The organism is Pseudomonas sp. CYM-20-01, assembly GCF_023169845.1.
In the GTDB taxonomy this organism is placed as follows: domain Bacteria; phylum Pseudomonadota; class Gammaproteobacteria; order Pseudomonadales; family Pseudomonadaceae; genus Aquipseudomonas; species Aquipseudomonas azotoformans.
In genome coordinates this window covers 4,785,863-4,808,918 of record NZ_AP025169.1, presented here as the reverse complement: position 1 = coordinate 4,808,918, position 23,056 = coordinate 4,785,863, and the positions used below count along the sequence as shown (strand labels likewise).

At 59.3% G+C, this 23,056-nt stretch carries 26 protein-coding genes and 4 tRNA genes; 17 read left to right on the top strand and 13 right to left on the bottom strand.

Going from position 1 to position 23,056, the window contains the following annotated elements; translation table 11 throughout:
• The first annotated feature begins 31 nt into the window (after positions 1-31).
• The 7 genes from M2497_RS21670 (at position 32) to M2497_RS21640 (ending at position 4,686) form a co-directional block, all read left to right on the top strand.
• Positions 32-589, top strand: a complete 558-nt coding sequence (locus tag M2497_RS21670; protein WP_003192538.1) for a CvpA family protein — start codon at positions 32-34, stop codon at positions 587-589.
• A 41-nt stretch (positions 590-630) separates the two neighbouring features.
• Positions 631-2,136 (top strand): amidophosphoribosyltransferase, encoded by a 1,506-nt coding sequence (gene purF / locus M2497_RS21665; protein WP_058426877.1) that lies wholly within the window; start codon positions 631-633, stop codon positions 2,134-2,136.
• A 65-nt stretch (positions 2,137-2,201) separates the two neighbouring features.
• On the top strand, positions 2,202-3,413 hold the full coding sequence (locus M2497_RS21660) for an O-succinylhomoserine sulfhydrylase (protein ID WP_248483074.1): 1,212 nt from the start codon (positions 2,202-2,204) through the stop codon (positions 3,411-3,413).
• An 11-nt stretch (positions 3,414-3,424) separates the two neighbouring features.
• The gene (locus tag M2497_RS21655; protein WP_033901791.1) at positions 3,425-4,189 is read left to right on the top strand and encodes an SDR family oxidoreductase; all 765 of its coding nucleotides are present in this window, start codon (positions 3,425-3,427) and stop codon (positions 4,187-4,189) included.
• A gap of 107 nt (positions 4,190-4,296) precedes the next feature.
• Positions 4,297-4,372, top strand: a tRNA-Val gene (locus M2497_RS21650).
• A 55-nt stretch (positions 4,373-4,427) separates the two neighbouring features.
• A tRNA-Asp gene (locus M2497_RS21645) sits at positions 4,428-4,504 on the top strand.
• 105 nt (positions 4,505-4,609) lie between these two features.
• Positions 4,610-4,686, top strand: a tRNA-Asp gene (locus tag M2497_RS21640).
• Between the two features lie 161 nt (positions 4,687-4,847).
• On the opposite strand, the gene M2497_RS21635 is transcribed toward M2497_RS21640, so the two are convergent.
• Complete coding sequence (locus M2497_RS21635) at positions 4,848-6,131, bottom strand: FAD-binding oxidoreductase (protein ID WP_248483072.1); 1,284 nt, start codon at positions 6,129-6,131, stop codon at positions 4,848-4,850.
• Positions 6,132-6,315: 184 nt separating this feature from the next.
• Between M2497_RS21635 and M2497_RS21630 the strand changes: the two genes are divergently transcribed.
• A tRNA-Val gene (locus M2497_RS21630) sits at positions 6,316-6,392 on the top strand.
• A gap of 97 nt (positions 6,393-6,489) precedes the next feature.
• Here M2497_RS21630 and M2497_RS21625 read toward each other — a convergent pair.
• Both M2497_RS21625 and M2497_RS21620 read right to left on the bottom strand, forming a co-directional pair.
• Positions 6,490-6,654 carry a hypothetical protein gene (locus M2497_RS21625; RefSeq protein ID WP_248483071.1) on the bottom strand — a complete coding sequence of 55 codons (165 nt, stop codon included), beginning with the start codon at positions 6,652-6,654 and terminating at the stop codon, positions 6,490-6,492.
• A gap of 9 nt (positions 6,655-6,663) precedes the next feature.
• A complete protein-coding gene (locus M2497_RS21620; RefSeq protein WP_248483069.1) occupies positions 6,664-7,209 on the bottom strand; it encodes a hypothetical protein in 546 nt (181 codons plus the stop codon).
• 340 nt (positions 7,210-7,549) lie between these two features.
• On the opposite strand from M2497_RS21620, the gene M2497_RS21615 reads away from it, so the two are divergent.
• Genes M2497_RS21615 through pcp form a run of 3 tightly spaced genes read left to right on the top strand, consistent with a single transcriptional unit; the run spans position 7,550 to position 9,862 of the window.
• Positions 7,550-8,266, top strand: coding sequence for a DUF969 domain-containing protein (locus M2497_RS21615; RefSeq protein WP_248483067.1), 717 nt, complete (start codon positions 7,550-7,552; stop codon positions 8,264-8,266).
• A complete protein-coding gene (locus M2497_RS21610; protein ID WP_248483065.1) occupies positions 8,263-9,213 on the top strand; it encodes a DUF979 domain-containing protein in 951 nt (316 codons plus the stop codon). The genes M2497_RS21615 and M2497_RS21610 overlap by 4 nt, the downstream gene beginning before the upstream one ends.
• A gap of 7 nt (positions 9,214-9,220) precedes the next feature.
• Positions 9,221-9,862 (top strand): pyroglutamyl-peptidase I, encoded by a 642-nt coding sequence (gene pcp, locus M2497_RS21605; protein WP_248483063.1) that lies wholly within the window; start codon positions 9,221-9,223, stop codon positions 9,860-9,862.
• A 15-nt stretch (positions 9,863-9,877) separates the two neighbouring features.
• On the opposite strand, the gene M2497_RS21600 is transcribed toward pcp, so the two are convergent.
• The 5 genes from M2497_RS21600 to M2497_RS21580 form a co-directional block, all read right to left on the bottom strand.
• Entirely contained in the window at positions 9,878-10,096 is a 219-nt protein-coding gene (locus M2497_RS21600) for a hypothetical protein (RefSeq protein WP_248483061.1), read from the bottom strand.
• A 125-nt stretch (positions 10,097-10,221) separates the two neighbouring features.
• Positions 10,222-11,622 carry a heavy metal sensor histidine kinase gene (locus M2497_RS21595; RefSeq protein ID WP_248483059.1) on the bottom strand — a complete coding sequence of 467 codons (1,401 nt, stop codon included), beginning with the start codon at positions 11,620-11,622 and terminating at the stop codon, positions 10,222-10,224.
• Positions 11,619-12,290, bottom strand: coding sequence for a heavy metal response regulator transcription factor (locus tag M2497_RS21590; protein WP_015884955.1), 672 nt, complete (start codon positions 12,288-12,290; stop codon positions 11,619-11,621). Before M2497_RS21590 ends, M2497_RS21595 begins: the two co-directional genes overlap by 4 nt.
• A gap of 42 nt (positions 12,291-12,332) precedes the next feature.
• Positions 12,333-12,578 carry a DUF2790 domain-containing protein gene (locus M2497_RS21585; protein ID WP_248483057.1) on the bottom strand — a complete coding sequence of 82 codons (246 nt, stop codon included), beginning with the start codon at positions 12,576-12,578 and terminating at the stop codon, positions 12,333-12,335.
• 111 nt (positions 12,579-12,689) lie between these two features.
• Positions 12,690-13,460: an alpha/beta hydrolase gene (locus tag M2497_RS21580; RefSeq protein WP_058426268.1), complete on the bottom strand. Its 771-nt coding sequence runs from the start codon at positions 13,458-13,460 to the stop codon at positions 12,690-12,692.
• A gap of 205 nt (positions 13,461-13,665) precedes the next feature.
• On the opposite strand from M2497_RS21580, the gene M2497_RS21575 reads away from it, so the two are divergent.
• Positions 13,666-14,343, top strand: coding sequence for an HAD-IA family hydrolase (locus tag M2497_RS21575; protein ID WP_248483055.1), 678 nt, complete (start codon positions 13,666-13,668; stop codon positions 14,341-14,343).
• A 66-nt stretch (positions 14,344-14,409) separates the two neighbouring features.
• Here M2497_RS21575 and M2497_RS21570 read toward each other — a convergent pair whose 3' ends face one another.
• Entirely contained in the window at positions 14,410-14,649 is a 240-nt protein-coding gene (locus tag M2497_RS21570) for a hypothetical protein (RefSeq protein ID WP_248483052.1), read from the bottom strand.
• Positions 14,650-14,860: 211 nt separating this feature from the next.
• Positions 14,861-15,055 (bottom strand): carbon storage regulator CsrA, encoded by a 195-nt coding sequence (gene csrA / locus M2497_RS21565; RefSeq protein ID WP_003192511.1) that lies wholly within the window; start codon positions 15,053-15,055, stop codon positions 14,861-14,863.
• Between the two features lie 263 nt (positions 15,056-15,318).
• Between csrA and M2497_RS21560 the strand changes: the two genes are divergently transcribed.
• On the top strand, positions 15,319-15,684 hold the full coding sequence (locus tag M2497_RS21560) for an SPOR domain-containing protein (protein WP_248488243.1): 366 nt from the start codon (positions 15,319-15,321) through the stop codon (positions 15,682-15,684).
• Between the two features lie 31 nt (positions 15,685-15,715).
• Here M2497_RS21560 and M2497_RS21555 read toward each other — a convergent pair whose 3' ends face one another.
• The 3 genes from M2497_RS21555 to M2497_RS21545 form a co-directional block, all read right to left on the bottom strand.
• Positions 15,716-16,405 carry an endonuclease I family protein gene (locus M2497_RS21555; RefSeq protein ID WP_248483050.1) on the bottom strand — a complete coding sequence of 230 codons (690 nt, stop codon included), beginning with the start codon at positions 16,403-16,405 and terminating at the stop codon, positions 15,716-15,718.
• 4 nt (positions 16,406-16,409) lie between these two features.
• Complete coding sequence (locus tag M2497_RS21550; RefSeq protein ID WP_248483048.1) at positions 16,410-16,661, bottom strand: DUF1654 domain-containing protein; 252 nt, start codon at positions 16,659-16,661, stop codon at positions 16,410-16,412.
• Positions 16,662-16,832: 171 nt separating this feature from the next.
• The gene (locus tag M2497_RS21545) at positions 16,833-17,921 is read right to left on the bottom strand and encodes an asparaginase (RefSeq protein ID WP_058426261.1); all 1,089 of its coding nucleotides are present in this window, start codon (positions 17,919-17,921) and stop codon (positions 16,833-16,835) included.
• Between the two features lie 553 nt (positions 17,922-18,474).
• On the opposite strand from M2497_RS21545, the gene M2497_RS21540 reads away from it, so the two are divergent.
• Genes M2497_RS21540 through M2497_RS21525 form a run of 4 tightly spaced genes read left to right on the top strand, consistent with a single transcriptional unit; the run spans position 18,475 to position 23,042 of the window.
• Positions 18,475-19,431: a sugar ABC transporter substrate-binding protein gene (locus M2497_RS21540; protein WP_248483046.1), complete on the top strand. Its 957-nt coding sequence runs from the start codon at positions 18,475-18,477 to the stop codon at positions 19,429-19,431.
• A gap of 57 nt (positions 19,432-19,488) precedes the next feature.
• The gene (locus M2497_RS21535) at positions 19,489-21,042 is read left to right on the top strand and encodes a sugar ABC transporter ATP-binding protein (RefSeq protein ID WP_058426259.1); all 1,554 of its coding nucleotides are present in this window, start codon (positions 19,489-19,491) and stop codon (positions 21,040-21,042) included.
• The gene (locus M2497_RS21530; protein WP_010209107.1) at positions 21,039-22,016 is read left to right on the top strand and encodes an ABC transporter permease; all 978 of its coding nucleotides are present in this window, start codon (positions 21,039-21,041) and stop codon (positions 22,014-22,016) included. Before M2497_RS21535 ends, M2497_RS21530 begins: the two co-directional genes overlap by 4 nt.
• 3 nt (positions 22,017-22,019) lie before the next feature.
• Positions 22,020-23,042 (top strand): LacI family DNA-binding transcriptional regulator, encoded by a 1,023-nt coding sequence (locus M2497_RS21525; protein WP_248483044.1) that lies wholly within the window; start codon positions 22,020-22,022, stop codon positions 23,040-23,042.
• Positions 23,043-23,056 lie beyond the last annotated feature (14 nt).

Genomic DNA, 23,056 nt, shown 5'->3' with positions numbered 1-23,056 from the left:
TGCGCCGCCTCATCTGTCCGTAGGCTACAACGTGCCATTTACCTGGGTTGATTGGGCGATTGTTGCAATCGTCGCCATCTCCGCTTTGATCAGTCTAAGCCGCGGCTTCGTTAAGGAAGCACTGTCGTTGCTGACTTGGATCATCGCAGGAGTCGTAGCCTGGATGTTCGGTGGTTCATTGTCGGTCTACCTGGCTGGATACATCGAGACACCTTCGGCTCGCGTCATCGCGGGCTGCGCCATCATGTTCATCGCCACGCTGCTGGTGGGGGCAATGGTCAATTATCTTATTGGCGAGTTGATACGTGTCACCGGCCTCTCCGGGACCGATCGATTTCTCGGCATGGCCTTCGGTGCCGCGCGTGGCGCGTTGCTGGTGGTCGTGGCGGTCGGGCTGTTGAGCCTGGGGCCGGTACAGCAGGATTCGTGGTGGCAGGAGTCGGTACTCGTGCCAAAATTTCTATTGGTTGCAGACTGGTCCAAGAACCTCATTCTGGGGTGGAGCAGTCAGTGGCTGGCCAGCGGAATCAGCGTACCCGCTGATCTTCCGTTCAAGGAACACCTCTTGCCGGCCAAAACGCCTCAGTAAGTTGTGTTCAGTCAAGATTCATTAAGTAGGGGTTGCGTCGCATGTGTGGCATCGTCGGTATCGTCGGTAAGTCGAACGTCAATCAGGCGCTGTATGACGCGCTAACCGTCCTCCAGCACCGCGGCCAGGACGCTGCCGGTATTGTGACCAGCCACGACGGCCGGTTATTCCTGCGCAAGGACAATGGCCTGGTACGTGACGTGTTCCATCAGCGTCACATGCAGCGCCTGGTCGGGCACATGGGTATTGGCCATGTGCGTTATCCGACTGCCGGTAGCTCGACTTCGGCCGAAGCTCAACCGTTCTACGTCAACTCGCCTTACGGCATTACCCTGGCGCACAACGGCAACCTGACCAACGTTGAACAACTGGCCAAGGAGATTTACGAATCTGACCTGCGCCACGTCAACACCAGCTCCGACTCGGAAGTGCTGCTCAACGTGTTCGCCCACGAGCTGGCCCAGCGCGGCAAGCTGCAGCCGACCGAAGAAGACGTATTTGCCGCCGTGACTGACGTGCATAACCGTTGCGTCGGTGGTTACGCGGTAGTGGCCATGGTCACCGGCTATGGCATCGTCGGTTTCCGTGACCCGCACGGCATTCGCCCGATCGTGTTCGGCCAGCGTCACACCGACGAAGGCGTCGAGTACATGATCGCTTCCGAAAGCGTGTCCCTGGACGTGCTGGGCTTTACCCTGATCCGCGACCTCGCGCCGGGCGAAGCGGTGTACATCACCGAAGACGGCAAGCTGCACACCCGCCAGTGCGCTGTGGCACCGAAACTCACCCCGTGCATCTTCGAACACGTCTACCTGGCGCGTCCGGATTCGATCATCGACGGCGTTTCGGTCTACAAGGCACGCCTGCGCATGGGCGAGAAGCTGGCCGAGAAGATCCTGCGCGAGCGTCCCGAGCATGATATCGACGTGGTGATCCCGATCCCGGACACCAGCCGTACCGCTGCGCTGGAGCTGGCCAACCACCTGGGCGTCAAGTTCCGCGAAGGCTTCGTGAAGAACCGCTACATTGGCCGCACGTTCATCATGCCGGGCCAGGCGGCGCGCAAGAAGTCGGTACGCCAGAAGCTCAACGCCATCGAGCTGGAGTTCCGCGGCAAGAACGTGATGCTGGTGGATGACTCCATCGTGCGTGGCACCACCTGCAAGCAGATCATCCAGATGGCCCGCGAAGCCGGTGCGAAGAACGTCTACTTCTGTTCCGCAGCGCCTGCCGTGCGTTACCCGAACGTGTACGGCATCGACATGCCGAGCGCCCACGAGCTGATCGCGCACAACCGTTCGACACAGGACGTGGCCGACCTGATCGGCGCCGACTGGTTGATCTACCAGGACCTGCCAGACCTGATCGAGGCGGTCGGCGGTGGCAAGATCAAGATCGAGCAGTTCGACTGCGCGGTATTCGACGGCAAGTACGTGACCGGCGACGTTGACGAGGCCTACCTGAACAAGATCGAGCAGGCGCGCAACGACTCGTCGAAGATCAAGACCCAGGCGGTCAGCGCGATCATCGACCTGTACAACAACTGAGTGACAACCGGCCCTGAGGGGCCGGTTTTGTATCTTAAATAAAGAATCGAGTAAGGAGTGGCAGCATGAGTCAGGAATGGGATGCCGGTCGGTTGGACAGCGACCTCGATGGCGTAGCTTTCGATACCCTGGCTGTGCGCGCCGGCCAGCACCGCACCCCGGAAGGTGAGCACGGTGATCCGATGTTCTTCACCTCCAGCTACGTGTTCCGTACTGCGGCTGATGCCGCTGCGCGCTTTGCCGGCGAAGTGCCGGGCAACGTCTATTCGCGTTACACCAACCCGACCGTGCGTGCGTTCGAAGAGCGTATCGCGGCGCTGGAAGGCGCTGAGCAGGCGGTTGCAACGGCGACCGGCATGGCAGCCATCCTGGCGGTGGTGATGAGCCTGTGCAGCGCTGGCGACCATGTGCTGGTGTCGCGCAGCGTTTTCGGTTCGACCATTAGCCTGTTCGAGAAGTACTTCAAGCGCTTCGGCATTGAAGTGGACTACGTGCCCCTGGCGGACCTGTCCGGCTGGGATGCGGCGATCAAGGTCAACACCAGGCTGCTGTTCGTCGAGTCGCCGTCCAACCCACTGGCCGAACTGGTGGATATCGCGGCGTTGTCCGAAGTGGCGCACGCCAAGGGCGCAATGCTGGTGGTCGACAACTGCTTCTGCACCCCGGCGCTGCAACAGCCGTTGAAGCTGGGCGCGGATATCGTTGTGCACTCGGCCACCAAGTTCATCGACGGCCAGGGCCGCTGCATGGGCGGTGTGGTTGCGGGGCGCAGCGAACAGATGAAGGAAGTTGTCGGCTTCCTGCGCACCGCTGGCCCGACCTTGAGCCCGTTCAACGCCTGGATCTTCCTCAAAGGCCTGGAAACCCTGAGCCTGCGCATGAAGGCCCATTGTGCCAACGCCCAGGCCCTGGCCGAGTGGCTGGAGCAACAGGACGGTATCGAGAAGGTGCACTACGCCGGTCTCAAGAGCCACCCACAACACGAATTGGCTCAGCGTCAGCAGCGTGGTTTCGGTGCTGTGGTTAGCTTTGAAGTAAAGGGCGGCAAAGAGGGCGCCTGGCGCTTTATCGATGCGACACGCCTGATCTCCATCACTGCCAACCTGGGTGACAGCAAGACCACCATTACCCACCCGAGCACCACCTCCCACGGTCGCCTGGCGCCGCAGGAGCGTGAGGCAGCGGGTATCCGTGACAGCCTGATCCGCATCGCGGTAGGCCTGGAAGACGTGGCTGACTTGCAAGCTGACCTGGCTCGCGGGCTGGCGGCCTTGTGATCGAGTGGTCCATGGAAGCGGCAGCGGCCAGTAACGGGCGTGTCGCGCTGGTGACGGGTGCTGCGCGCGGCATTGGCCTCGGGATTGCCGCGTGGCTGATCAGCGAAGGTTGGCAGGTGGTGTTGACCGACCTGGACCGCGAGCGCGGTTCCAAGGTGTCCAAGGTACTGGGAGACAACGCCTGGTTTATCAGCATGGATGTGGCCGACGAGAAGCAAGTCGCCCAGGGTGTTGCCGAGGTGTTGGGGCAGTTTGGGCGCCTGGACGCGTTGGTCTGCAACGCGGCGGTGGCCGACCCGCGTAACATCACCCTGGAAAGCCTGGACCTGGCGTACTGGAATCGGGTGCTGGCGGTGAACCTCAGTGGGCCGATGTTGCTGGCCAAGCACTGTGCGCCGTATCTGCGTGCCCACGGCGGCGCCATCGTCAACCTGGCGTCGACCCGGGCTCGCCAGTCGGAGCCGGACACCGAGGCCTATGCGGCGAGCAAGGGTGGCCTGCTGGCCCTGACGCACGCCCTGGCGATGAGCCTGGGGCCGGAAGTGCGGGTCAATGCGGTCAGCCCCGGCTGGATCGATGCGCGTGACCCGGCGGCCCGGCGTGCCGAGCCGTTGAGTGACGCCGATCACGCCCAGCATCCGGCGGGTAGGGTGGGGACCGTGGAAGATGTGGCGGCGATGGTGGCATGGCTGCTGTCGCGCCAGGCGGGGTTTGTCACCGGGCAAGAGTTTGTCGTGGACGGTGGCATGAGCAAGAAGATGATTTACAGCGAGTAGGGCGGATAGCCGTCTTGAAGCAATTTTGTCTTTTTCAGAAAAACTTCAAGCAGGCTATTGACTTAGGTCTGCTACCTGCGTAAATTTCGCGGCCTCAACGAAGCAAAGGGTGATTAGCTCAGCTGGGAGAGCATCTGCCTTACAAGCAGAGGGTCGGCGGTTCGATCCCGTCATCACCCACCACTTCTTGAGAGTTTTGCTTCAGGGCAAGACGCAACGTTAAAGGTTGCACCGACGCGCAGCGGTAGTTCAGTCGGTTAGAATACCGGCCTGTCACGCCGGGGGTCGCGGGTTCGAGTCCCGTCCGCTGCGCCATATTATTCAGGTTCGATGTGTCGGACTTGAGATTGAACAGCCAAGGCTGATCAATCAGATGTTTAAAGACGGTTGAGGGTTTACGATCAACCGGTCAAGCGATACGCAGCGGTAGTTCAGTCGGTTAGAATACCGGCCTGTCACGCCGGGGGTCGCGGGTTCGAGTCCCGTCCGCTGCGCCATATCTGCCTCAAGGCCCACTGAACGCCTTGGAGCACAAAGCAAGCCTCTGGCTACTTTGATCCGATAGCAAAGACCCTGGTCGAAAGACCGGGGTTTTTTGTGTCTGCGATTTGATAATGCAACCTGGAGGAGCCCGCAAACGAGCTCCTGCAGGTTCGAGTCAGAATCCCAATTTGTCGCGTAGCCCGTAGTACCAGGCGCCCATTGCCGCAAACGGTGTGCGCAACAGTTGCCCGCCCGGGAACGGGTAGTGTGGCAGGTCGGCAAACGCGTCAAAACGCTCTGCCTGGCCTCGCAGTGCCTCCGCCAGTACCTTGCCCGCCAGGTGCGTATACGTCACGCCATGGCCGCTGCAGCCCTGTGAGTAGTAGATGTTGTCGCCCAGGCGACCTACCTGCGGCAAGCGCGACAGGGTCAGCAGGAAGTTTCCGGTCCAAGCGTAGTCAATCTTCACGTCTTTGAGCTGTGGGAAGGCCTTGAGCATCTTCGGGCGGATGATCGCTTCGATGTTTGCCGGGTCGCGTGCGCCATACACCACGCCGCCGCCGAAGATCAGGCGCTTGTCGTTGGTGAGGCGGTAGTAGTCGAGCAGGTAGTTGCAGTCTTCGACGCAGTAATCCTGCGGCAGCAAAGTTTTCGCCAGCTCGTCGCCCAAGGGGGCGGTGGTGATTACTTGCGTGCCGCACGGCATCGACTTGGCGGCCAACTCCGGCACCAGGTTGCCCAGGTAGGCATTCCCCGCGACGATGATGAACTTGGCCCTGACCTTGCCCTCGGCGGTATGCACCACCGGGTTGGCGCCGCGCTCGATACGCACGGCAGCGGATTGCTCGTAGATCGTACCGCCCAGGGACTCCACGGCGGCCGCTTCGCCGAGTGCCAGATTGAGCGGGTGGATGTGCCCACCGCTCATGTCCAGCAGGCCGCCGACGTAGTTGTCACAGGCCACTACTTCGCGAATACGGCGTTCGTCCAGCAGCTCCAGTTGAGTGTGGCCGTAGCGCTCCCACAGGCGCTTCTGCGACTCCAGGTGGCCCATATGCTTGCTGTTGAGCGCGGCGAATACACCGCCGTCCTTCAGGTCGCACTGAATCTGATACTTGGCCACGCGCTCACGGATAATCTTGCCGCCCTCGAACGCCATCTGCCCCAGCAGTTGCGCCTGCTTGGGCCCAACGCTGCGCTCGATCACATCGATATCCCGGCTGTAGCTGTTGACGATCTGCCCGCCGTTACGGCCCGAGGCGCCAAAACCCACCTTGGCGGCTTCCAGCACCGTTACGCGAAAACCGTTCTCCAGCAGGAACAGCGCACTGGAGAGGCCGGTGTAGCCTGCGCCGATCACGCACACATCGGTTTCGACTTCGCCTTGCAGGACCGGGCGAGGGGGAACGGCATTCGCGGAAGCGGCGTAATACGACTGGGGATAGGGGGTGTTCGCCATCCTGGAACCTCTGTTTTATATTTTTTACGAGTGCGCCGATCCTACCTGAGTTGAAAATTGCCTGCCAGCCACCCGAAATCCGCGGGTGTGCCCCGCGCAAATAAAAAATTCGCATATTCATAGGGTTAGCTGCAAAAAAGATGTTGACACCCCTCCGGAATTCCGTAGAATGCCGCCTCACAGCAGGCACGTAGCTCAGTTGGTTAGAGCACCACCTTGACATGGTGGGGGTCGTTGGTTCGAGTCCAATCGCGCCTACCAAACAAAATCCGCTCTGCTGGGCGGTCTAGAAGGGCTCACCGAAAGGTGGGCCCTTTTTTGTTGCCTGCGATTTGCAAAACTTTTGCAAACCCTCTCTTCAGCCCGTATCTCCAAGAAAAATCTGCAGCAACACCAGTTCAACAACCGCCACCAGCAGCAAAAACATCACGAACCCGAGTGAGAACACGCGTTTTCGCCGTGGTGGGGTGTAGTCGCCTGCGAACTCAAGCAGCTTCCAGATGAATTCGAGAAACTCGCTCACGATGGCGGCTTACTTGGCTTTGGCGTTCTTGATATCGCTGATCATCTGTTTGGCAATCGCCTGCACCTGCTTCTGCGTCATGGCCGAGGCAATGCCTTCCCAGGCGGATGACGAGGTGTCGTAGGTGCGCGAGCCAATCGGCGTGCCGGATTTGAGGTCCGAGTAATCTGCGCGGGAGAACACCCAGGCGTTACCTACCAGCGCACCGGCTACATACCGTGAGCCCGGCTCGATGTAGCGAAACTTGCTCACATTGATCTTGATGCCGACACCTTCTTCACCACTCGGAATCACTGCAGGGCTTTCGGTGACGTTGAAGCCGGCCTGGCGGGCTTCGACCTGGAGCGCGTTGTTCCAGTCACGCTTGAGCAGGTTCCAGTCCGGGTTTTGCTCGACCTGGCCTTCGCCCTTGATGCTGACCACGAGGTTGTGTTTCGCGGAGTCCGGGATCGCCAGCGCGGCGCTGCCGCCACTTTTTACCTTGGCGGCGCAACCACCCAGCATGGACAGCGCAACTGCGCAGGAGAGGGCGATCAGGACCTTTTGGGTTTTCATTGAATTTCCATATCCACAACAGTAATCGGGAAGAGTGTGCTGATTTGAGGTGCGCGCCTGATAAGACAGGCGGCGCTAAGATGCGCGAATCCCTGCGGGTCTGTCCACATCTCGTTACATGCATGCTGTGCAATCACCCACAAAATTTATTGGTTCGCAGCAACAATTTTTCTTGTTGGACACCTCCCGTCCCCAGGCAGCAAAGTTGCCGCCACTGACGCTCGACCTTCCGGGTCAACAATAAAAAACCGAGCCGACTGCACGCCACTTCCTGCTGTGAACCCTTTGTTCACATCCTGCTGTAATGGCGCCGCAGCGCGCACTTAAGGACCTCACCGCCATGCAAACTGTTGTGAACTTATGGCCGTTGATCGGCGTACTTGTGATCGTGGTTGGCTTTGTTTTGCGCATCAACCCTCTGTTGGTGGTCACCGCGGCCGCTATCGCTACCGGGCTTGCCGCCCATTTTCCCCTGGAAAAAATCCTCGCCACCATGGGCGATGGCTTCCTTCAGACCCGTGCCCTGCAATTGATTCTGTTGCTGCCTCTGGCGGTCATTGGCCTGTTGGAGCGCCATGGGTTGCGCCTGCATGCGCAGAACTGGATTGCACGGTTCGAGCGCGCCACGGTCGGGCGTTTGTTGATCATCTATTTGTTTGTGCGTGAATCCACGGCCGCCATGGGCCTGACCAGCCTGGGCGGGCATCCGCAGATGGTGCGTCCGTTGCTGGCGCCGATGGCTGAGGGTGCAGCGGAAAAACGCTACGGCAAGCTTCCCGACAAACTGCGTCATAAAGTGCTGGCGATGTGCGCGGCGACTGACAATGTCGGCCTGTTTTTTGGTGAGGATATCTTTGTCGCCTTCGGTGCAATCGCCTTGATGCATACCTTCCTGCTGGGGTCGGGGATTGATGTGGAGCCGCTGCATATTGCGGTGTGGGGGATTCCTACCGCGATCTGCGCCTTCATCATTCACGCGATCCGCCTGCATCGGTTTGACCGCAGGCTCACCCGAGAGATGACGCCGGCAGCTGCATCCGTGGAGGCTGCACAATGATTATTTCCATTCAATACCTGTACTGGCTGGCCGGGGTCCTGCTGCTGATCACGGCTTGCATGATCCTGATGGACCGCACCCATCCCAAGCGTTGGTCCAGTGCATTGTTCTGGCTGTTGTTCGCCATTCCATTCCTGATCGGTGAGCGTCTGCCTTCGGTGGCTATCGGGGTAGGCATAGTGGTCATGGCCTTGATTGCCGGCATGGGCGGCGTCGGCCGTGGCAAGCATGCCGAGTTGCACGACAAGGCATCCCGTGCCAGTGCGGGTCGCCTGGGGCACAAGCTGTTCATCCCGGCGTTGGCGATTCCGCTGACCACGGTGATCGGCTCGGTATTGCTCAAGCACACCGAGATTGGCGGAGTGCCGTTGCTGGACCCGAAAAACACCACCTTTGTCTCCCTTGGTATCGGCTGCCTGATCGCCCTTGGCCTGGCGTGCTGGTTGACCCGCGATACGCCGGTGCAAGCCTTGCGTGAATCCCGTCGCCTGACTGAAGCGCTGGGCTGGGCCATGGTGCTGCCGCAGATGTTGGCAATGCTGGGCTTACTGTTCAACGAAGCTGGGGTTGGTACGGCTGTCGCGCATGTCACCACCACTTATATCAACCTGGATTACAAGTTGGTGGCGGTGATGGTCTACGTGTTGGGCATGGCGTTGTTTACGGTGATCATGGGTAATGGCTTCGCGGCTTTCCCGGTGATGACTGGCGGTGTCGGCGTGCCGGTGCTGGTCGGCATCTATGGTGGTAACCCGGCGGTGATGGCGGCGATCGGCATGTTCTCCGGCTACTGCGGTACCCTGATGACCCCTATGGCCGCCAACTTCAATATCGTCCCGGCGGCATTGCTCGAGCTGCCGGACAAGAACGCGGTGATCAAGGCTCAGCTGCCGACCGCGTTGATGATGCTGGTGGTCAATATTGTGCTGCTTTACCTGTTGATGTGAGGCCGTTATGCAAATAGTTCTGCTGACGGGTTTCGAGCCCTTTGATCAAGACCCGGTCAACCCCTCCTGGGAAGCCGTGCGCCAACTGGACGGCGTGCAGCTGGGCAGCGACGTGCAGATTGTTGCGCGTCGACTGCCTTGCGCATTTGCCACAGCGGGCCCGTGCCTGGCCGGGCTGATCGAAGAGTTGCACCCGGCGATGGTAATTGCGACTGGCCTGGGGCCTGGGCGTAGCGATATCTCAATCGAGCGGGTGGCGATCAATGTCAATGATGCACGCATCCCCGATAACCTCGGGGAGCAACCTATCGATACGGCAGTTGTAGACGGCGGCCCGGCGGCCTACTTCACGACCTTGCCGATCAAGGCGATGGTCAAGGCCGTGCGTGAGGCGGGAGTCGCGGCCTCGGTATCGCAGACGGCTGGGACATTTGTGTGTAACCAGGTGTTTTATCTGTTGCAGCATGCGCTCGCAGGTTCTGGGGTGCGCAGTGGGTTCATCCACGTACCTTTTCTGCCAGAGCAGGTGGCAGATTCACAGCGGCCCTCAATGGCGCTGGATACATTGGTTGCGGGGCTGCAGACAGCTGTGCTGGCGGCGTGGCAAACATCCGTCGATGCAAAGGAAGCGGGCGGGCAGGTCAGTTGATCAGCCCGCTGCTCCTCAAGTCGCAAACAGTCGGGTGAGCCCGAAGGTGATCGCGCAGGCCAGGCCTGTCATGGCGAATGCGGTTGCCACGTACCACTTGATAAGGTTCAGTTCAGTGGTTGCCAGGTCGGCCTTGGACGCGAAGTGCTTATCCATGGCGTCTGCCTTGCTCGAAACGGTGATCAGCTTCTCATTCATTTCAGCCAGCCCCTTTTCCAGTAAGCGCATTTCCATTTTGGAATCTCCATTGTTTTACCGCTGCCGGCTCTACCTTGAGCCCATTGGGAAGCAAAATTAGCCTGGCTTGCGTCGAGCGGTTAAGAGACAAACCTTTGCAAAATAACACCGGGCGTTTGCGCTCAATCTTCCCGTTTCGGAAAGAACAACTCAAAACACGTCACGCCTGCCTCACTGCTCACGCTGTACCGTCCGTTGTGCAGTTGCATGATGGTTGCCACAATCGATAACCCCAACCCGTTGGACTGCGCCGAACGTTCCCGTGACTCATCCACTCGGTAAAACCGTTCGAACAGGCGCGGCAGATGCTCGGCGGCGATGGTCTCTCCTTGGTTGCTGACCCTCAGGTGAATGCCCTCGGCGCTTGGCACGGCGCGGATCTCCAGCTCGGTACTCGGTGCACCATATTTGATGGCATTGGCACACAGATTTGCCAGGGCTCTGCGCAGCAGCATCGGCTCCACCCAGATCACGCCTTCACCTTCGGCACGAATGCTGATATCCACATCACCCGCCAAGCCCTCAAAGTACTCGGCGATGCGTTCCACCTCATCCACGGCACTGAGTTCCTGGCGTTGACGCAAAGCACTCGCCGGGTCGGTGCGCGCGAGGAACAGCATGTTGTCGAGCATCCGCGCCAGGCGTTCAAGCTCTTCGACATTGGACGCAAGCAACTGCTGGTAACTTTCAATGCTGCGGTGCTGTTGCAGGGCGACCTGGGTTTCCCCCAGCAAATTGTTGATGGGCGTGCGCAGCTCGTGGGCCATGTCGGTGGACACCTGGCCCAGTTGCACAAAGCCCTTGGCCAGCCGCTCAAGCATGGTGTTGAACGAATCTATCATCGGCAGCAGTTCTTTCGGCGCACCGTGGCTGTCGAGGCGTTCGGCAAGGTTGCCGACACCAATGCCCTGGGCGTGCCGGGCCAAGCGGCGCAACGGCACCAGCCCACGATGAACCAGCAGGTAACCGACCACTGCCAGGATAATTGCAGCAATGCTCGCCAGGATATAAACGCTCAAGCGATAGCTGGCGAGTACGGCGGTGCGTTCGGTCATCAGGCGCCCCGTTGTGACTTGCAGGCTGCCCAGGTCACCGGAGTCGATGGACGCGGCCAGGGTTGCAAAGGGTACCCCATTGATGCCGGGAAAATGGTGCACGTCGGCGAACGTCAGTTCGTGGTTCTTGGGGACCGGCGGAACGTCTGGCAGGTCGATATTGCCGGGGTTGACCGTCAGCAGGGGCTTCTGGCCTGGCGCGGCGATGCTCAGCACTGACTCGCGGTTGCCGAGCATGTTCTGGAACAACTCCGGCTTGGTCTTGATCAGGTCCAGGGTGTTGCTGTCATTGAGCAGGTTGCGCAACTGATCGATGCGGTAGATCAAGGCTGCGTCGTCACGCATGATCAGTTCACGCTCCAACTCGCGATACAGCGCCACGCCGAGGGTCGCCAGCAGGGCGAAGGCGAGCAGGGCGAAGATCAGCGCCAGGCGCAGGGTCAGGGAGTAATGACGGCGTGTGTTCATGGTTGGGTATCGAAGCGGTAGCCGATGCCACGCACGCTGTGGATCAGCTTGAGCTGGAAAGGGTCGTCGATTTTCAGGCGCAGGCGTCGTACAGCGACGTCCACCACATTGGTGTCGCTGTCGAAATTCATGTCCCACACCCGCGACGCGATCAGCGAACGGGACAGCACCTGGTCCTGATGAGTTGCGAACAGGTGCAGTAAGGCGAACTCTTTGTTGGTCAGGGTGATACGGGTGCCTGCCCGGGTGACGCGACGCTTGAGCACATCGATTTGCAAGTCGGCGATCTGCAGTTGTTCCTCTTCGCGGCTTGGGCCGCGACGGGTCAGGGTTCGCAAGCGTGCCACCAGTTCAGCGAAGGAAAAAGGCTTGATCAGGTAATCATCGGCACCTAGCTCCAAGCCCTTGATGCGGTCGGCAATGTCATCGCGAGCCGTCAGAAAAAGTACCGGCGTATCCGCTTCCTTGCGCAGGCGACGCAGCACTTCCCAGCCGTCCATTTTCGGCATCATCACATCCAGCACGATCACGTCGAACGGTGTTTCCAGGGCCTGGTGCAAACCGTCCACGCCATCACGGGCGAGGCTGACGGAGTAACCCAGTTCCTGCAGGCCGTTGAGCAGGTAATTGCCGGCCTTGGGTTCGTCTTCGACTACAAGAATGTTCATGGGAAGTGCCCCGTCTCAATGCGTGGCGCAAGTGTAGCCCGATCAATTGTCACTGGCGCAACCGATGCCCTGGACCTGGTAGTCCAACACATGTTCGCGACCCTGGCTGTCCAGGTAGTCGAGGCGCGCCGGGACAATGCCGCATTGGCCGTAGGTGTCGGTGCTCGACAGCACTTTGGCCACATCCAGGTGTACGAAGAAGCCGGTTTTGTCATGGATCACAGGTTCAGTTGCAAACACGGAACCGGTAGCGAGCAGAGCGGCAAAGCCGAGGATAAACAGTTTCATGGCGGTATCTCTCTTAAGGGGTTGGCTGCCAGATCGTGGCGTTGAGTTCACAGTAACCAGGCACCCCGAACAGCCAACCAACAGGATGATGACAAGTTTGTAATGCAGGGCTCAGGGCTGGCGGCCGGAGGCTTCGAGGATCAGGTCGGTGATTTCCTTGGCGTGGGACACCAGCGACAGGTGGCTCGAAGGCAGCTCGATGGTGGTGGCGTTCATGCGCTTGGCGAGGAAGCGCTCCAGGTCTGGATTGATGGTCTGGTCATTCGCCGACACCGCATACCAGGAAGGCTTGGTGTGCCAGGCGGCGTTGACAGTGCGACCGCTGAACAGGGTCTTGGTGATGGGCTGCTGCACGGCGTACAACTCCAGGGCCTTGGCATGCGGCACATCGCCGGCAAAATACTTGAGGAAGGCCTCCTGGCTCAGGGTGAGGTAGCCGTCGTGGTCTTCAACGCCGGCCCGCACCGGCATGCTCGGATACTTTGCCGAGAGCGCGACAAAGTCTTCATTGGCGTCCGGCGCGCGTGCGGCCACGTACACCAGGGCGCTGACCTTCGGGTTGGCCCCAGCGTCGCTGACCACGGTGCCGGCGTAGGAGTGGCCGACCAGAACAGTGGGGCCGTCTTGCTGGGCCAGTACACGGTTGGTGGCGGCGACATCGTCGGCCACCGAGGTCAGCGGGTTTTGTACTGCAGTGACATGCAGACCGGCGGCCTGGAGGCGGGTGATCACCTCGGACCAACTTGAGCCGTCAGCCCAGGAACCGTGCACCAGCACCACGTTATTGGCTTTGACCGGCGCCACGGTGCCGGCCATGGCGGTACCTGTGCCCAGCATCAGCAGGCTGGCGGCGATCAGGCAGAGTTTGCTTGCAGGCTTCATGGGGGGACCCTTTTCATCAGTAGGAAGTGGCGTCATCCGGTGTGGGTGACTGACGACTCCACTGTATGAAGTGAGGGTGCTGGTAAGGCTTACCGCTCCATTACAAACCTGTAATGCAATCGACCTCGGTAGCGTTTACAAGCACCAAGGCGATCCGTAGATTGCATCGGGCCTATCATTTTTCCGCTCATGAGGAATTCGCTCAGTGTCTATCCGAGGTTCAGCCGTGTTCAATCGCCGTTACCGTGCCTTTTTGTTTGATATGGATGGGACCTTGCTCAACTCCATTGCCGCTGCCGAGCGGGTGTGGAGCATCTGGGCTGAACGTCATGGCCTGGATGTGGCGGCTTTCTTGACGACTATTCACGGTGCCCGCGCGATCGACACCATCACACGCCAGGCCTTGCCGGGCGTCGATCCTGAGGTTGAAGCGCAGTGGATCACCGAGGCTGAAATCAATGATGTCGAAGGTGTTGTGGCGATTTCCGGCGCCGTGGCGTTTCTGAACCGCCTGCCGGGTGATCAATGGGCGTTGGTCACTTCTGCTCCAAGGGAGTTGGCGTTGCGTCGACTGCAAGCCGCGGGCATTGCGCCGCCGGCGGTATTGGTGACGGCTGAAGATGTGGCCCTCGGCAAACCGAATCCGGCTTGTTACGTTTTGGGGGCGCAACGCCTGGGTGTGCCGGTGCATGAATGCCTGGTGTTTGAAGATGCAACGGTGGGTATTCGTGCGGGAGAGGCCGCAGGCGCGGATGTGATGGTCGTGACGTCGACGCATCACACGCCTATGACCACTGACCATCCTTCGATAGACGGGTATCAGCAGTTAGACGTACAGCGTGACGCGGACGGCTTGTTGTACTTGCAGAGGGGGGCGGGCTGATACGAAAAGGCCAAGCTCGCGCTGTGACGCTGTTGATGCCGGTGTCTACTGGCGATGAGAGCGATGTCACTGAAGCGTTTGCCGACACAACCTGCGTTGCACGGACTTCTGGATAGGTTTGAGACAAAACAGGAACAAGTACCCGCAAAGCAGCAGCGCCAAGTCCAGCCCTGAACGAGGGGCGGTGGAGCCGGAGCCTTCGATTGCATACTTCAAACCATAGGCCAGCCCTGCGAAGACCCATCCTATCGATAAGGCGATCATCCAAGACGTGTAGGCAAATGGCGGTGGGGGTCTGGGCCGCATCGACGTGCTCCTGAATGCACACGGATGGCTGAGTGTCAGTCAGAAGATTCGGCTGAGAATGAAACAACAAGTTCCGGGCGTGAAGACAGTTTCATCTTTCCATGAAGATGAACGCATTGGTGGCGTCAGTCACGCAGCAATGACAAGAGCGGTGTGAAGAGGTTTTCGCCAGCCATTACAGTGTACGAAAGGGCTGGCTACTGAGGGCGCTTCAAGGCGTCTGGTTTTTGTCCGGGGCAGTCAAACCGGCCTGGATGCGCTGGTAGATTTCCTCGCGATGCACGGCAACATCCTTGGGTGCGTTGATGCCGATTCGTACTTGCTGGCCGCTGACGCCCAGGATGGTGATCGTGATGTCATCACCGATGTTTATGCTTTCACCAACTTTGCGGGTGAGTATCAGCATGGACTTCTCCTTGATTACTTTTAAGGACACATGTTTCAGACAGGGCAGGTGTCGGATGTGTGTAGCTTACTGCTAAGCGCTTCCCTGTGACTGCCTCTTTTTAGGACGCATAGAGGCGACATTAATTCCCATGGCGGCATCATACAGGTCTGCGATACATGATTCGCATTGTTTAAGCCAACGTTTATGACGGCCAGAATAGACAGTGAATGATAAAGTCGCCTCTTTATCTTTAAAGGAGCAGGGCAGTGCGTAAAGTAGCGATGGCAATGGCGGTGTTGGCATTGGCCGGTTGCGGTGAGGGCAAACGCGTCGAGGCCCCCAGGAGCAAGCCTGCCGTGACCGAAACCCAGCCGCAAACCGGCGCGATTGCTGCCCAGGAATGGGATGTATGGGTAGGGCCGCCGGACCACAAGCTACAGGCCATCACCGACCTTACGGCCTGGTTGCTGGAACATGGTTTCAACTTTTACATCGTGAAGGTTGACGGCAAGGACGAAGTCCTGCTGGGGCCGTTCGCGACCAAGGCTGAAGCCGAGGCCAAGCAAGCACTGCTCAACGAGAAAATGGCGCGCGCCAAGAAAACCGATACCGAATCGCAGGTTATCGAGCACAAGGCTGCACAGTAACGCGCCGGGTGGGCGGGAGGTTCGCCCATTTTCAACTACAGGCTTTCAGGTTCACCGGGCCGACAAACTCATTGCCGCGCCCCATCACACACGCCACTGTCTGGTTACGCTGGCGCTCCCAGACCTGCACCGGGTAGGTCTTGTTCCAGGCTTCGTACAACTGGCGATCCTGTTTCGACAGTCGCAAGCCGTACTGTTTGCTCATATAAAAATAGGTGCGGGCGATCATTCCCCGGATGGAAGGGCGCGGCATGACCTTCTTGGCCTTGAAATCCACTTGAGTCAGGCAAGACCCGTACTGCCCGCTTTGTACCGGCAGCCAGCCAAAACTGAAGTTATTACGGTCACCGTTGACCTCGCCGATGCTTGGCACCAGGTTATGCAGGTCCGCTTCGGCGCGCTTGAACACGTCATCATGGCGCGTGCAGTTCTTACGCCCACCGTCCTGCCAGCATTGGCGCTGATGCCCGATCTGCCAGGCGGGAACAATGTGCTCCCATTCGATGCGTGCGGCACGATTGGCGTTTTTGCGGGGGATGTAGCCACAGGCTTTCAAGTCCACGCGATTGCCCGTGTACTTGCAGCCGCAATAGAACTCGGTGGATTGTGGAGCGTAGAGCTTCCAGGCGATTTTCTTGGCTTCACTGAACGTGCGTGGCGCCTGGGCGTGGGCGGTGACGGCAAAAAACAGGCAGCACACCGCGATAAAACGGACACTCATTGAATCAATCTTCCTTCGGTACAACCCAGAAAATCTGTACGCCACCGTCGTCACGATAGGCGAGGGTGACATTGTCGTTCTCTGCGATTTCCTCCAGTAAGCGCGCCCATTCATCCTCAGGCTCGTCCGGCAAACGGAAGATCAACGCTGCCTTGGCTTTCTGGGCGTTGGTTGAATTGATGATCTTTTGCACGCGAATAGCCAGGCGTTCGTAGGTATCAGGTGCGGTGGGCACTGCGGAAGAGGACTTTGCCACGGAGTATTCCTTAATAAGCTGTACGCACATACAGTATTTAACTGTAGGTGATTTCGCAACCACTTAAAATTCAAGAAGTTCGTCTTACAGCAATTCAGGCAATTGGATGTAGGGCGGAGCGTGAGGGTGTAGGAGCGAGCAAACTCGCTCCTACAGGGGGGCAGTCAGGAATCAGTATTCCCAGAACATCCGCTGCAGCTCTTTGCTGTCTTGGGTCTTGGTCAAGGCGACCATGGCCAGGATGCGGGCTTTCTGCGGGTTCAGGTCGAGTGCAGCGACCCAGTCGTATTTGTCGTCAGGCTGTTCGGCGTTGCGCAGAACCATGCCGCCGGCATTCACGTGGGAAGAGCGAATGATCTGTACACCCTGCTTGCGCAGTTCCACCAGGGCAGGTACGACTTTCGAGGACACGGAGCCGTTGCCAGTGCCGGCGTGGATGATGGCTTTGGCGCCTGCTTGAGCCAGGGCCTTGTAGGCAGTGTCGCTCACGTTGCCGTAGCCATAGGCGATCTCGACGTCCGGCAGGCTCTTGATGTTCTTGATATCGAATTCCGAATCCATGGTGTGACGCTTGGCCGGCAAGCGGAACCAGTAGGATTTGCCTTCAACCACCATGCCCAGTGGGCCCCATGGGCTCTTGAACGCTTCGGTCTTGATATTGATCATCTTGCTGACGTCGCGACCCGACTGGATCTCGTCGTTCATGGTGACCAGCACGCCTTTGCCGCGTGCATCCTTACTGCCGGCCACGGCCACAGCGTTGTACAGGTTGAGCATGCCATCCGCCGACATGGCGGTGCCTGGTCGCATGGAACCGACCACCACGATTGGCTTGTCGGTTTTCTCCACCAGGTTCAGGAAGTAGGCGGTTTCTTCCAGGGTGTCGGTACCGTGGGTGATCACGATGCCGTCCACGTCCTTGCTGTCGGCCAGTTCGGCGACGCGGCGACCCAGTTGCAGCAGGTTTTCATTGTTGATGCTTTCGGACGCAATTTGCATCACTTGCTCGCCACGCACATTGGCGATCTGGCTAAGCTCAGGAACACCAGCGATCAATTGCTCGATACCGACTTTCGCTGCCTGGTAGGTGGCGCTGTTGGCTGCGCTGGCACCGGCGCCAGCAATGGTGCCGCCGGTGGCGAGGATCACCACGTTGGACAGTTTGGTCTTGGTTTCAACTTCCTTTGCCTGGGCGGCAACGGGGAACAACAGCAGGAGGGCTAACGCGCCCGGAACAAAAGTCTTCAGTGCAGATTTCATTATTTTTCTCTCTGGTTTTTGATGAGTGCTGTAGCAGGTTCATCTAGAACACCCGGGCGGTTCTGAATGCCACGAGGTGATGGGGTAGAGCAGGATCTGTACCAGGCTCAGCGTGATCGCTAAAACAATTTAAATGATTGATTTATAACAATTAATATTGATTTTTCGGGTTTGTTGATAATGTGGGTGTCCGGCTTTCCGAACATCGGACTGCATTGTGTTCGGTTGTCCGAAAAAGTTGACCGCCAGGCTTTGGGGGATGCATGAATGATGCGCACCAGCCTGTCGTTTTAAGGAGCGACCGAGAGGGTGCGATGTTTAACTGCACCTATGCTCAAGCGGGAGGGAGGGCGTGGATGAAAGGCTGTTTTCAACCGTTGACAAATCTCGACAAGGTTCTCATAGTTTGAATAACGCAAACGTTTGCGAGATGTTTCACGGAGCACTCCTTGAGTATCGTGACAGCTCGTATCAGCCGCCCGGGTGGGAAGGCTGCCGAAGGGGTCTTCGGTGCAAGCGTTGCTCACAATAATCATAAGATCGGAGTGAACCCATGAAGCTGCCATTCGCTGGACGTCTTCTTGCTGTCGCTGTGCTTGCTGCTGCATCTGCTGCCCTGCCTCTCTCCTCTGCATTTGCCGATGACGCCGCCAAACCCAAGGTCGGCCTGGTCATGAAATCCCTTGCCAATGAATTCTTCGTCACCATGCAGGATGGTGCCAAGGCGTATCAGAAAGAACACGCCACCGATTTCGACATGATCACCAACGGGATCAAGAACGAAACCGATACCAGCGCGCAGATCGACATCGTCAACCAGATGATCCTCGCCAAGGTCAACGCCATCGTCATCGCGCCTGCCGACTCCAAGGCACTTGTCACCGTGCTGAAGAAAGCTTCGGACGCCGGTATCAAGGTCGTCAACATCGACAACCGCCTGGACCCGGACGTGCTCAAAAGCAAGAACCTCGACATCCCCTTCGTAGGCCCGGACAACCGCAAAGGCTCCAAGCTGGTCGGCGACTACCTGGCCAAGCAACTGGCCTCGGGTGACAAGGTCGGTATCATCGAGGGTGTTCCGACGACCACCAACGCCCAGCAACGTACCGCAGGCTACAAGGATGCGATGGACGCTGCCGGCATGAAGATCGTCTCCACCCAATCCGGCAACTGGGAAATCGACCAGGGTCAGAAAGTGGCATCCGCCATGCTGAGTGAATACCCCGACCTCAAGGCCCTGCTGGCCGGTAACGACAACATGGCCCTGGGCGCCGTCTCTGCCGTGCGCGCGGCCGGCAAGGCTGGCAAGGTGCTGGTCGTAGGCTACGACAACATCGAAGCCATCAAGCCGATGCTGCAGGACGGCCGTGTCCTGGCGACCGCTGACCAGGCTGCTGCCCAGCAAGCCGTGTTCGGTATCCAGAATGCGCTCAAGCTGGTCAAGGGTGAGAAAGTCGATGCCAAAGATGGCGTGATCGAAACCCCGGTCGAACTCGTCCTCAAGAAGTAATCCTGGCAGCACCCAACAGCGCCCGCTCGTCCTGGGCGGGCGCCTGGAGATTTTCCTATGTCATCTTCCGCCCCGAACGCTGTCCTCTCGGTCAGCGGTATCGGCAAGACCTATGCCCAACCGGTTCTGTCCGACATCACCCTGACGCTCAATCGCGGGGAAGTGCTGGCGCTGACCGGAGAGAACGGCGCAGGCAAAAGTACCTTGTCGAAGATCATCGGCGGGCTGGTCACGCCGACTACCGGGCACATGCAGTTCAACGGCCAGGATTTTCGCCCTGGCAGCCGCACCCAGGCTGAAGAGTTGGGCGTGCGTATGGTCATGCAGGAGCTCAACCTGCTGCCGACACTGACTGTTGCCGAAAACCTGTTCCTGGATAACCTGCCCAGCCACTGTGGCTGGATCAGCCGCAAGCAACTGCGCAAGGCTGCAATCGAGGCCATGGCCCAGGTCGGGCTGGATGCCATCGATCCGGACACGCTGGTTGGCAGCCTGGGTATTGGCCATCAGCAAATGGTCGAAATCGCCCGCAACCTGATCGGCGACTGCCACGTACTGATCCTTGACGAACCCACGGCCATGCTGACGGCCCGTGAAGTCGAGATGCTGTTTGAACAAATCACCCGCTTGCAGGCCCGGGGCGTGGCGATCATTTACATTTCGCACCGGCTGGAAGAGCTGGCCCGTGTTGCCCAGCGCATTGCGGTACTGCGCGACGGCAAACTGGTCTGTGTCGAGCCGATGGCCAATTACAACAGTGAGCAACTGGTCACCTTGATGGTCGGTCGTGAGCTGGGCGAGCACATCGACCTGGGCCCGCGCTCCATTGGTGGTCCGGCCTTGACGGTAAAAGGCCTGACTCGCTCGGACAAGGTCCGCGACGTGTCCTTTGAAGTGCGCGCCGGTGAGATCTACGGTATCTCCGGCCTGATAGGTGCCGGTCGTACAGAGTTGTTGCGCCTGATCTTCGGCGCCGACCTGGCCGACAGCGGCACCGTGGCGCTTGGTTCGCCAGCCCAGGTGGTGAGCATCCGCTCGCCCGTGGATGCGGTGGGCCACGGTATTGCCCTGATCACCGAAGACCGCAAGGGTGAGGGCCTGCTGCTGACCCAGTCCATCAGCGCCAACATTGCCCTGGGCAACATGCCGGAAATCTCCGGCGGTGGCGTGGTCAACAGCCGCGACGAGACCGCCTTGGCCAAGCGTCAGATCGACGCCATGCGCATCCGCAGTTCCAGTCCGGCGCAGTTGGTTTCCGAACTGTCCGGCGGTAACCAGCAGAAGGTAGTGATTGGCCGCTGGCTGGAGCGCGACTGCTCGGTGATGCTGTTCGATGAGCCAACCCGCGGCATCGACGTGGGTGCCAAGTTCGATATTTATGCCTTGCTGGGCGAATTGACCCGCCAGGGCAAAGCGCTGGTGGTGGTGTCCAGTGATCTGCGTGAACTCATGCTGATCTGCGACCGCATCGGCGTGTTGTCCGCCGGGCGCTTGATCGAGACCTTCGAGCGCGACAGCTGGACCCAGGACGAATTGCTCGCCGCCGCCTTTGCTGGCTATCAGAAACGTGATGCGCTGCTCAACGACGCAGTGCTTAGGGATACCCCATGAAAACCACAACTTCCCCTGGCAAGACCGGCGGCAACTTCTATGGCCTGGGCACCTACCTGGGTCTTGCGGGTGCCTTGCTGGCGATGATTGCGCTGTTCTCGGTGCTCAGCGATCACTTCCTGTCCTATGACACCTTCAGCACCCTGGCCAACCAGATTCCGGACCTGATGGTACTGGCGGTGGGCATGACCTTCATCCTGATCATCGGTGGGATCGACCTGTCGGTGGGCTCGGTGCTGGCACTGGCTGCATCGGCCGTCAGCGTAGCGATCCTCGGCTGGGGCTGGAGCGTGTTGCCGGCTGCCGTGCTGGGCATGGGCTGCGCGGCGTTGGCCGGTACCATCACCGGCTCGATCACCGTGGCCTGGCGCATACCATCGTTCATCGTGTCCCTCGGCGTGCTGGAAATGGCCCGAGGCGTCGCATACCAGATGACCGGCTCGCGCACCGCTTACATCGGGGATTCGTTTGCCTGGCTGTCCAACCCGATTGCCTTTGGTATTTCACCGTCGTTCATCATCGCGTTGCTGGTAATCATCGCCGCGCAGCTGGTGCTCACCCGCACTGTGTTTGGTCGCTACCTGATCGGCATCGGCACCAACGAAGAGGCTGTGCGCCTGGCGGGGATCAATCCAAAACCTTACAAGATCCTGGTGTTCAGCCTCATGGGCCTGCTGGCCGGCGTGGCGGCGCTGTTCCAGATTTCGCGCCTGGAAGCGGCGGACCCGAACGCCGGTTCCGGCCTGGAGCTGCAAGTGATTGCGGCAGTGGTGATCGGCGGCACCAGCCTGATGGGCGGGCGCGGCTCGGTGATCAGTACCTTCTTTGGTGTGTTGATTATTTCGGTACTGGCGGCTGGCCTGGCGCAGATCGGGGCCACGGAACCGACCAAGCGCATCATCACCGGTGCCGTAATCGTGATCGCCGTGGTCCTCGACACCTACCGCAGCCAGCGCGCCAGTCGGCGGGGCTGACCTATGGCAACGATCAAGGATGTGGCAGCGCTTGCGGGTATTTCCTACACCACGGTGTCCCATGTGGTGAACAAGACTCGCCCGGTCAGTGAGCCGGTGCGCATCAAGGTTGAAGCGGCGATCAAGCAGCTCGACTATGTGCCCAGTGCCGTCGCGCGCTCACTCAAGGCCAAGACCACGGCCACGATCGGTTTGCTGGTGCCCAACAGCCTCAACCCGTATTTTGCGGAATTGGCTCGCGGCATCGAGGATTACTGCGAGCGTAACGGCTACTGCGTGATCCTCTGCAACTCCGACGACAATGCTGAAAAGCAACGCAACTATTTGCGCGTGCTGTTGGAAAAGCGCGTCGACGGCTTGATCGTGACCTCGGTGGGCGGTGACGACAGTGGCCTTGCCGCTGGCTTGAGCGCGGTGCGCACGCCCATGGTGATTGTCGACCGGGCGCTGGATGGCATTGATGTGGACCTGGTGCGTATCGATCACGAGGAGGGCGCCTATCTGGCGACCCGGCACTTGCTCGAACTGGGCCATCGCGACATTGCTTGCATCGGCGGCCCTGCCCATACCCGTGTCGCGCAAATGCGTTTGGCGGGCTATCACCGTGCGCTGCGAGAGGCCGGTGTCGAGGTGGCCGCCAACCGCACCCAGGAAAGCGATTTCACCAGCACGGGCGGTTATGCCGCCGCTGTGCATTTGCTGGCGCAAAACCCGCCCAGTGCGATTTTTGCCAGTAACGACATGATTGGTTTTGGCGTGTTGCGTGCAGCGGCAGAGCGCAATATCCGCGTACCGGGTGAGCTGTCGGTGATCGGTTTCGATGATATTCAAATGAGCCGTTACGTCTACCCGGCGCTGACCACGGTCGGGCAGTCGATCGTGCAACTGGGCGAGACGGCGGCCGAACTTTTACTGCGAAGAATTGCAACACCCCAAATGCCGATTGATCAACGCATCGTGACGCCGAGCATCGTGTTGCGTGAGTCGACGGCACCTGTCTCCGGTACGTTCGCCCAATACCGCTGAACCGAATTGATGAG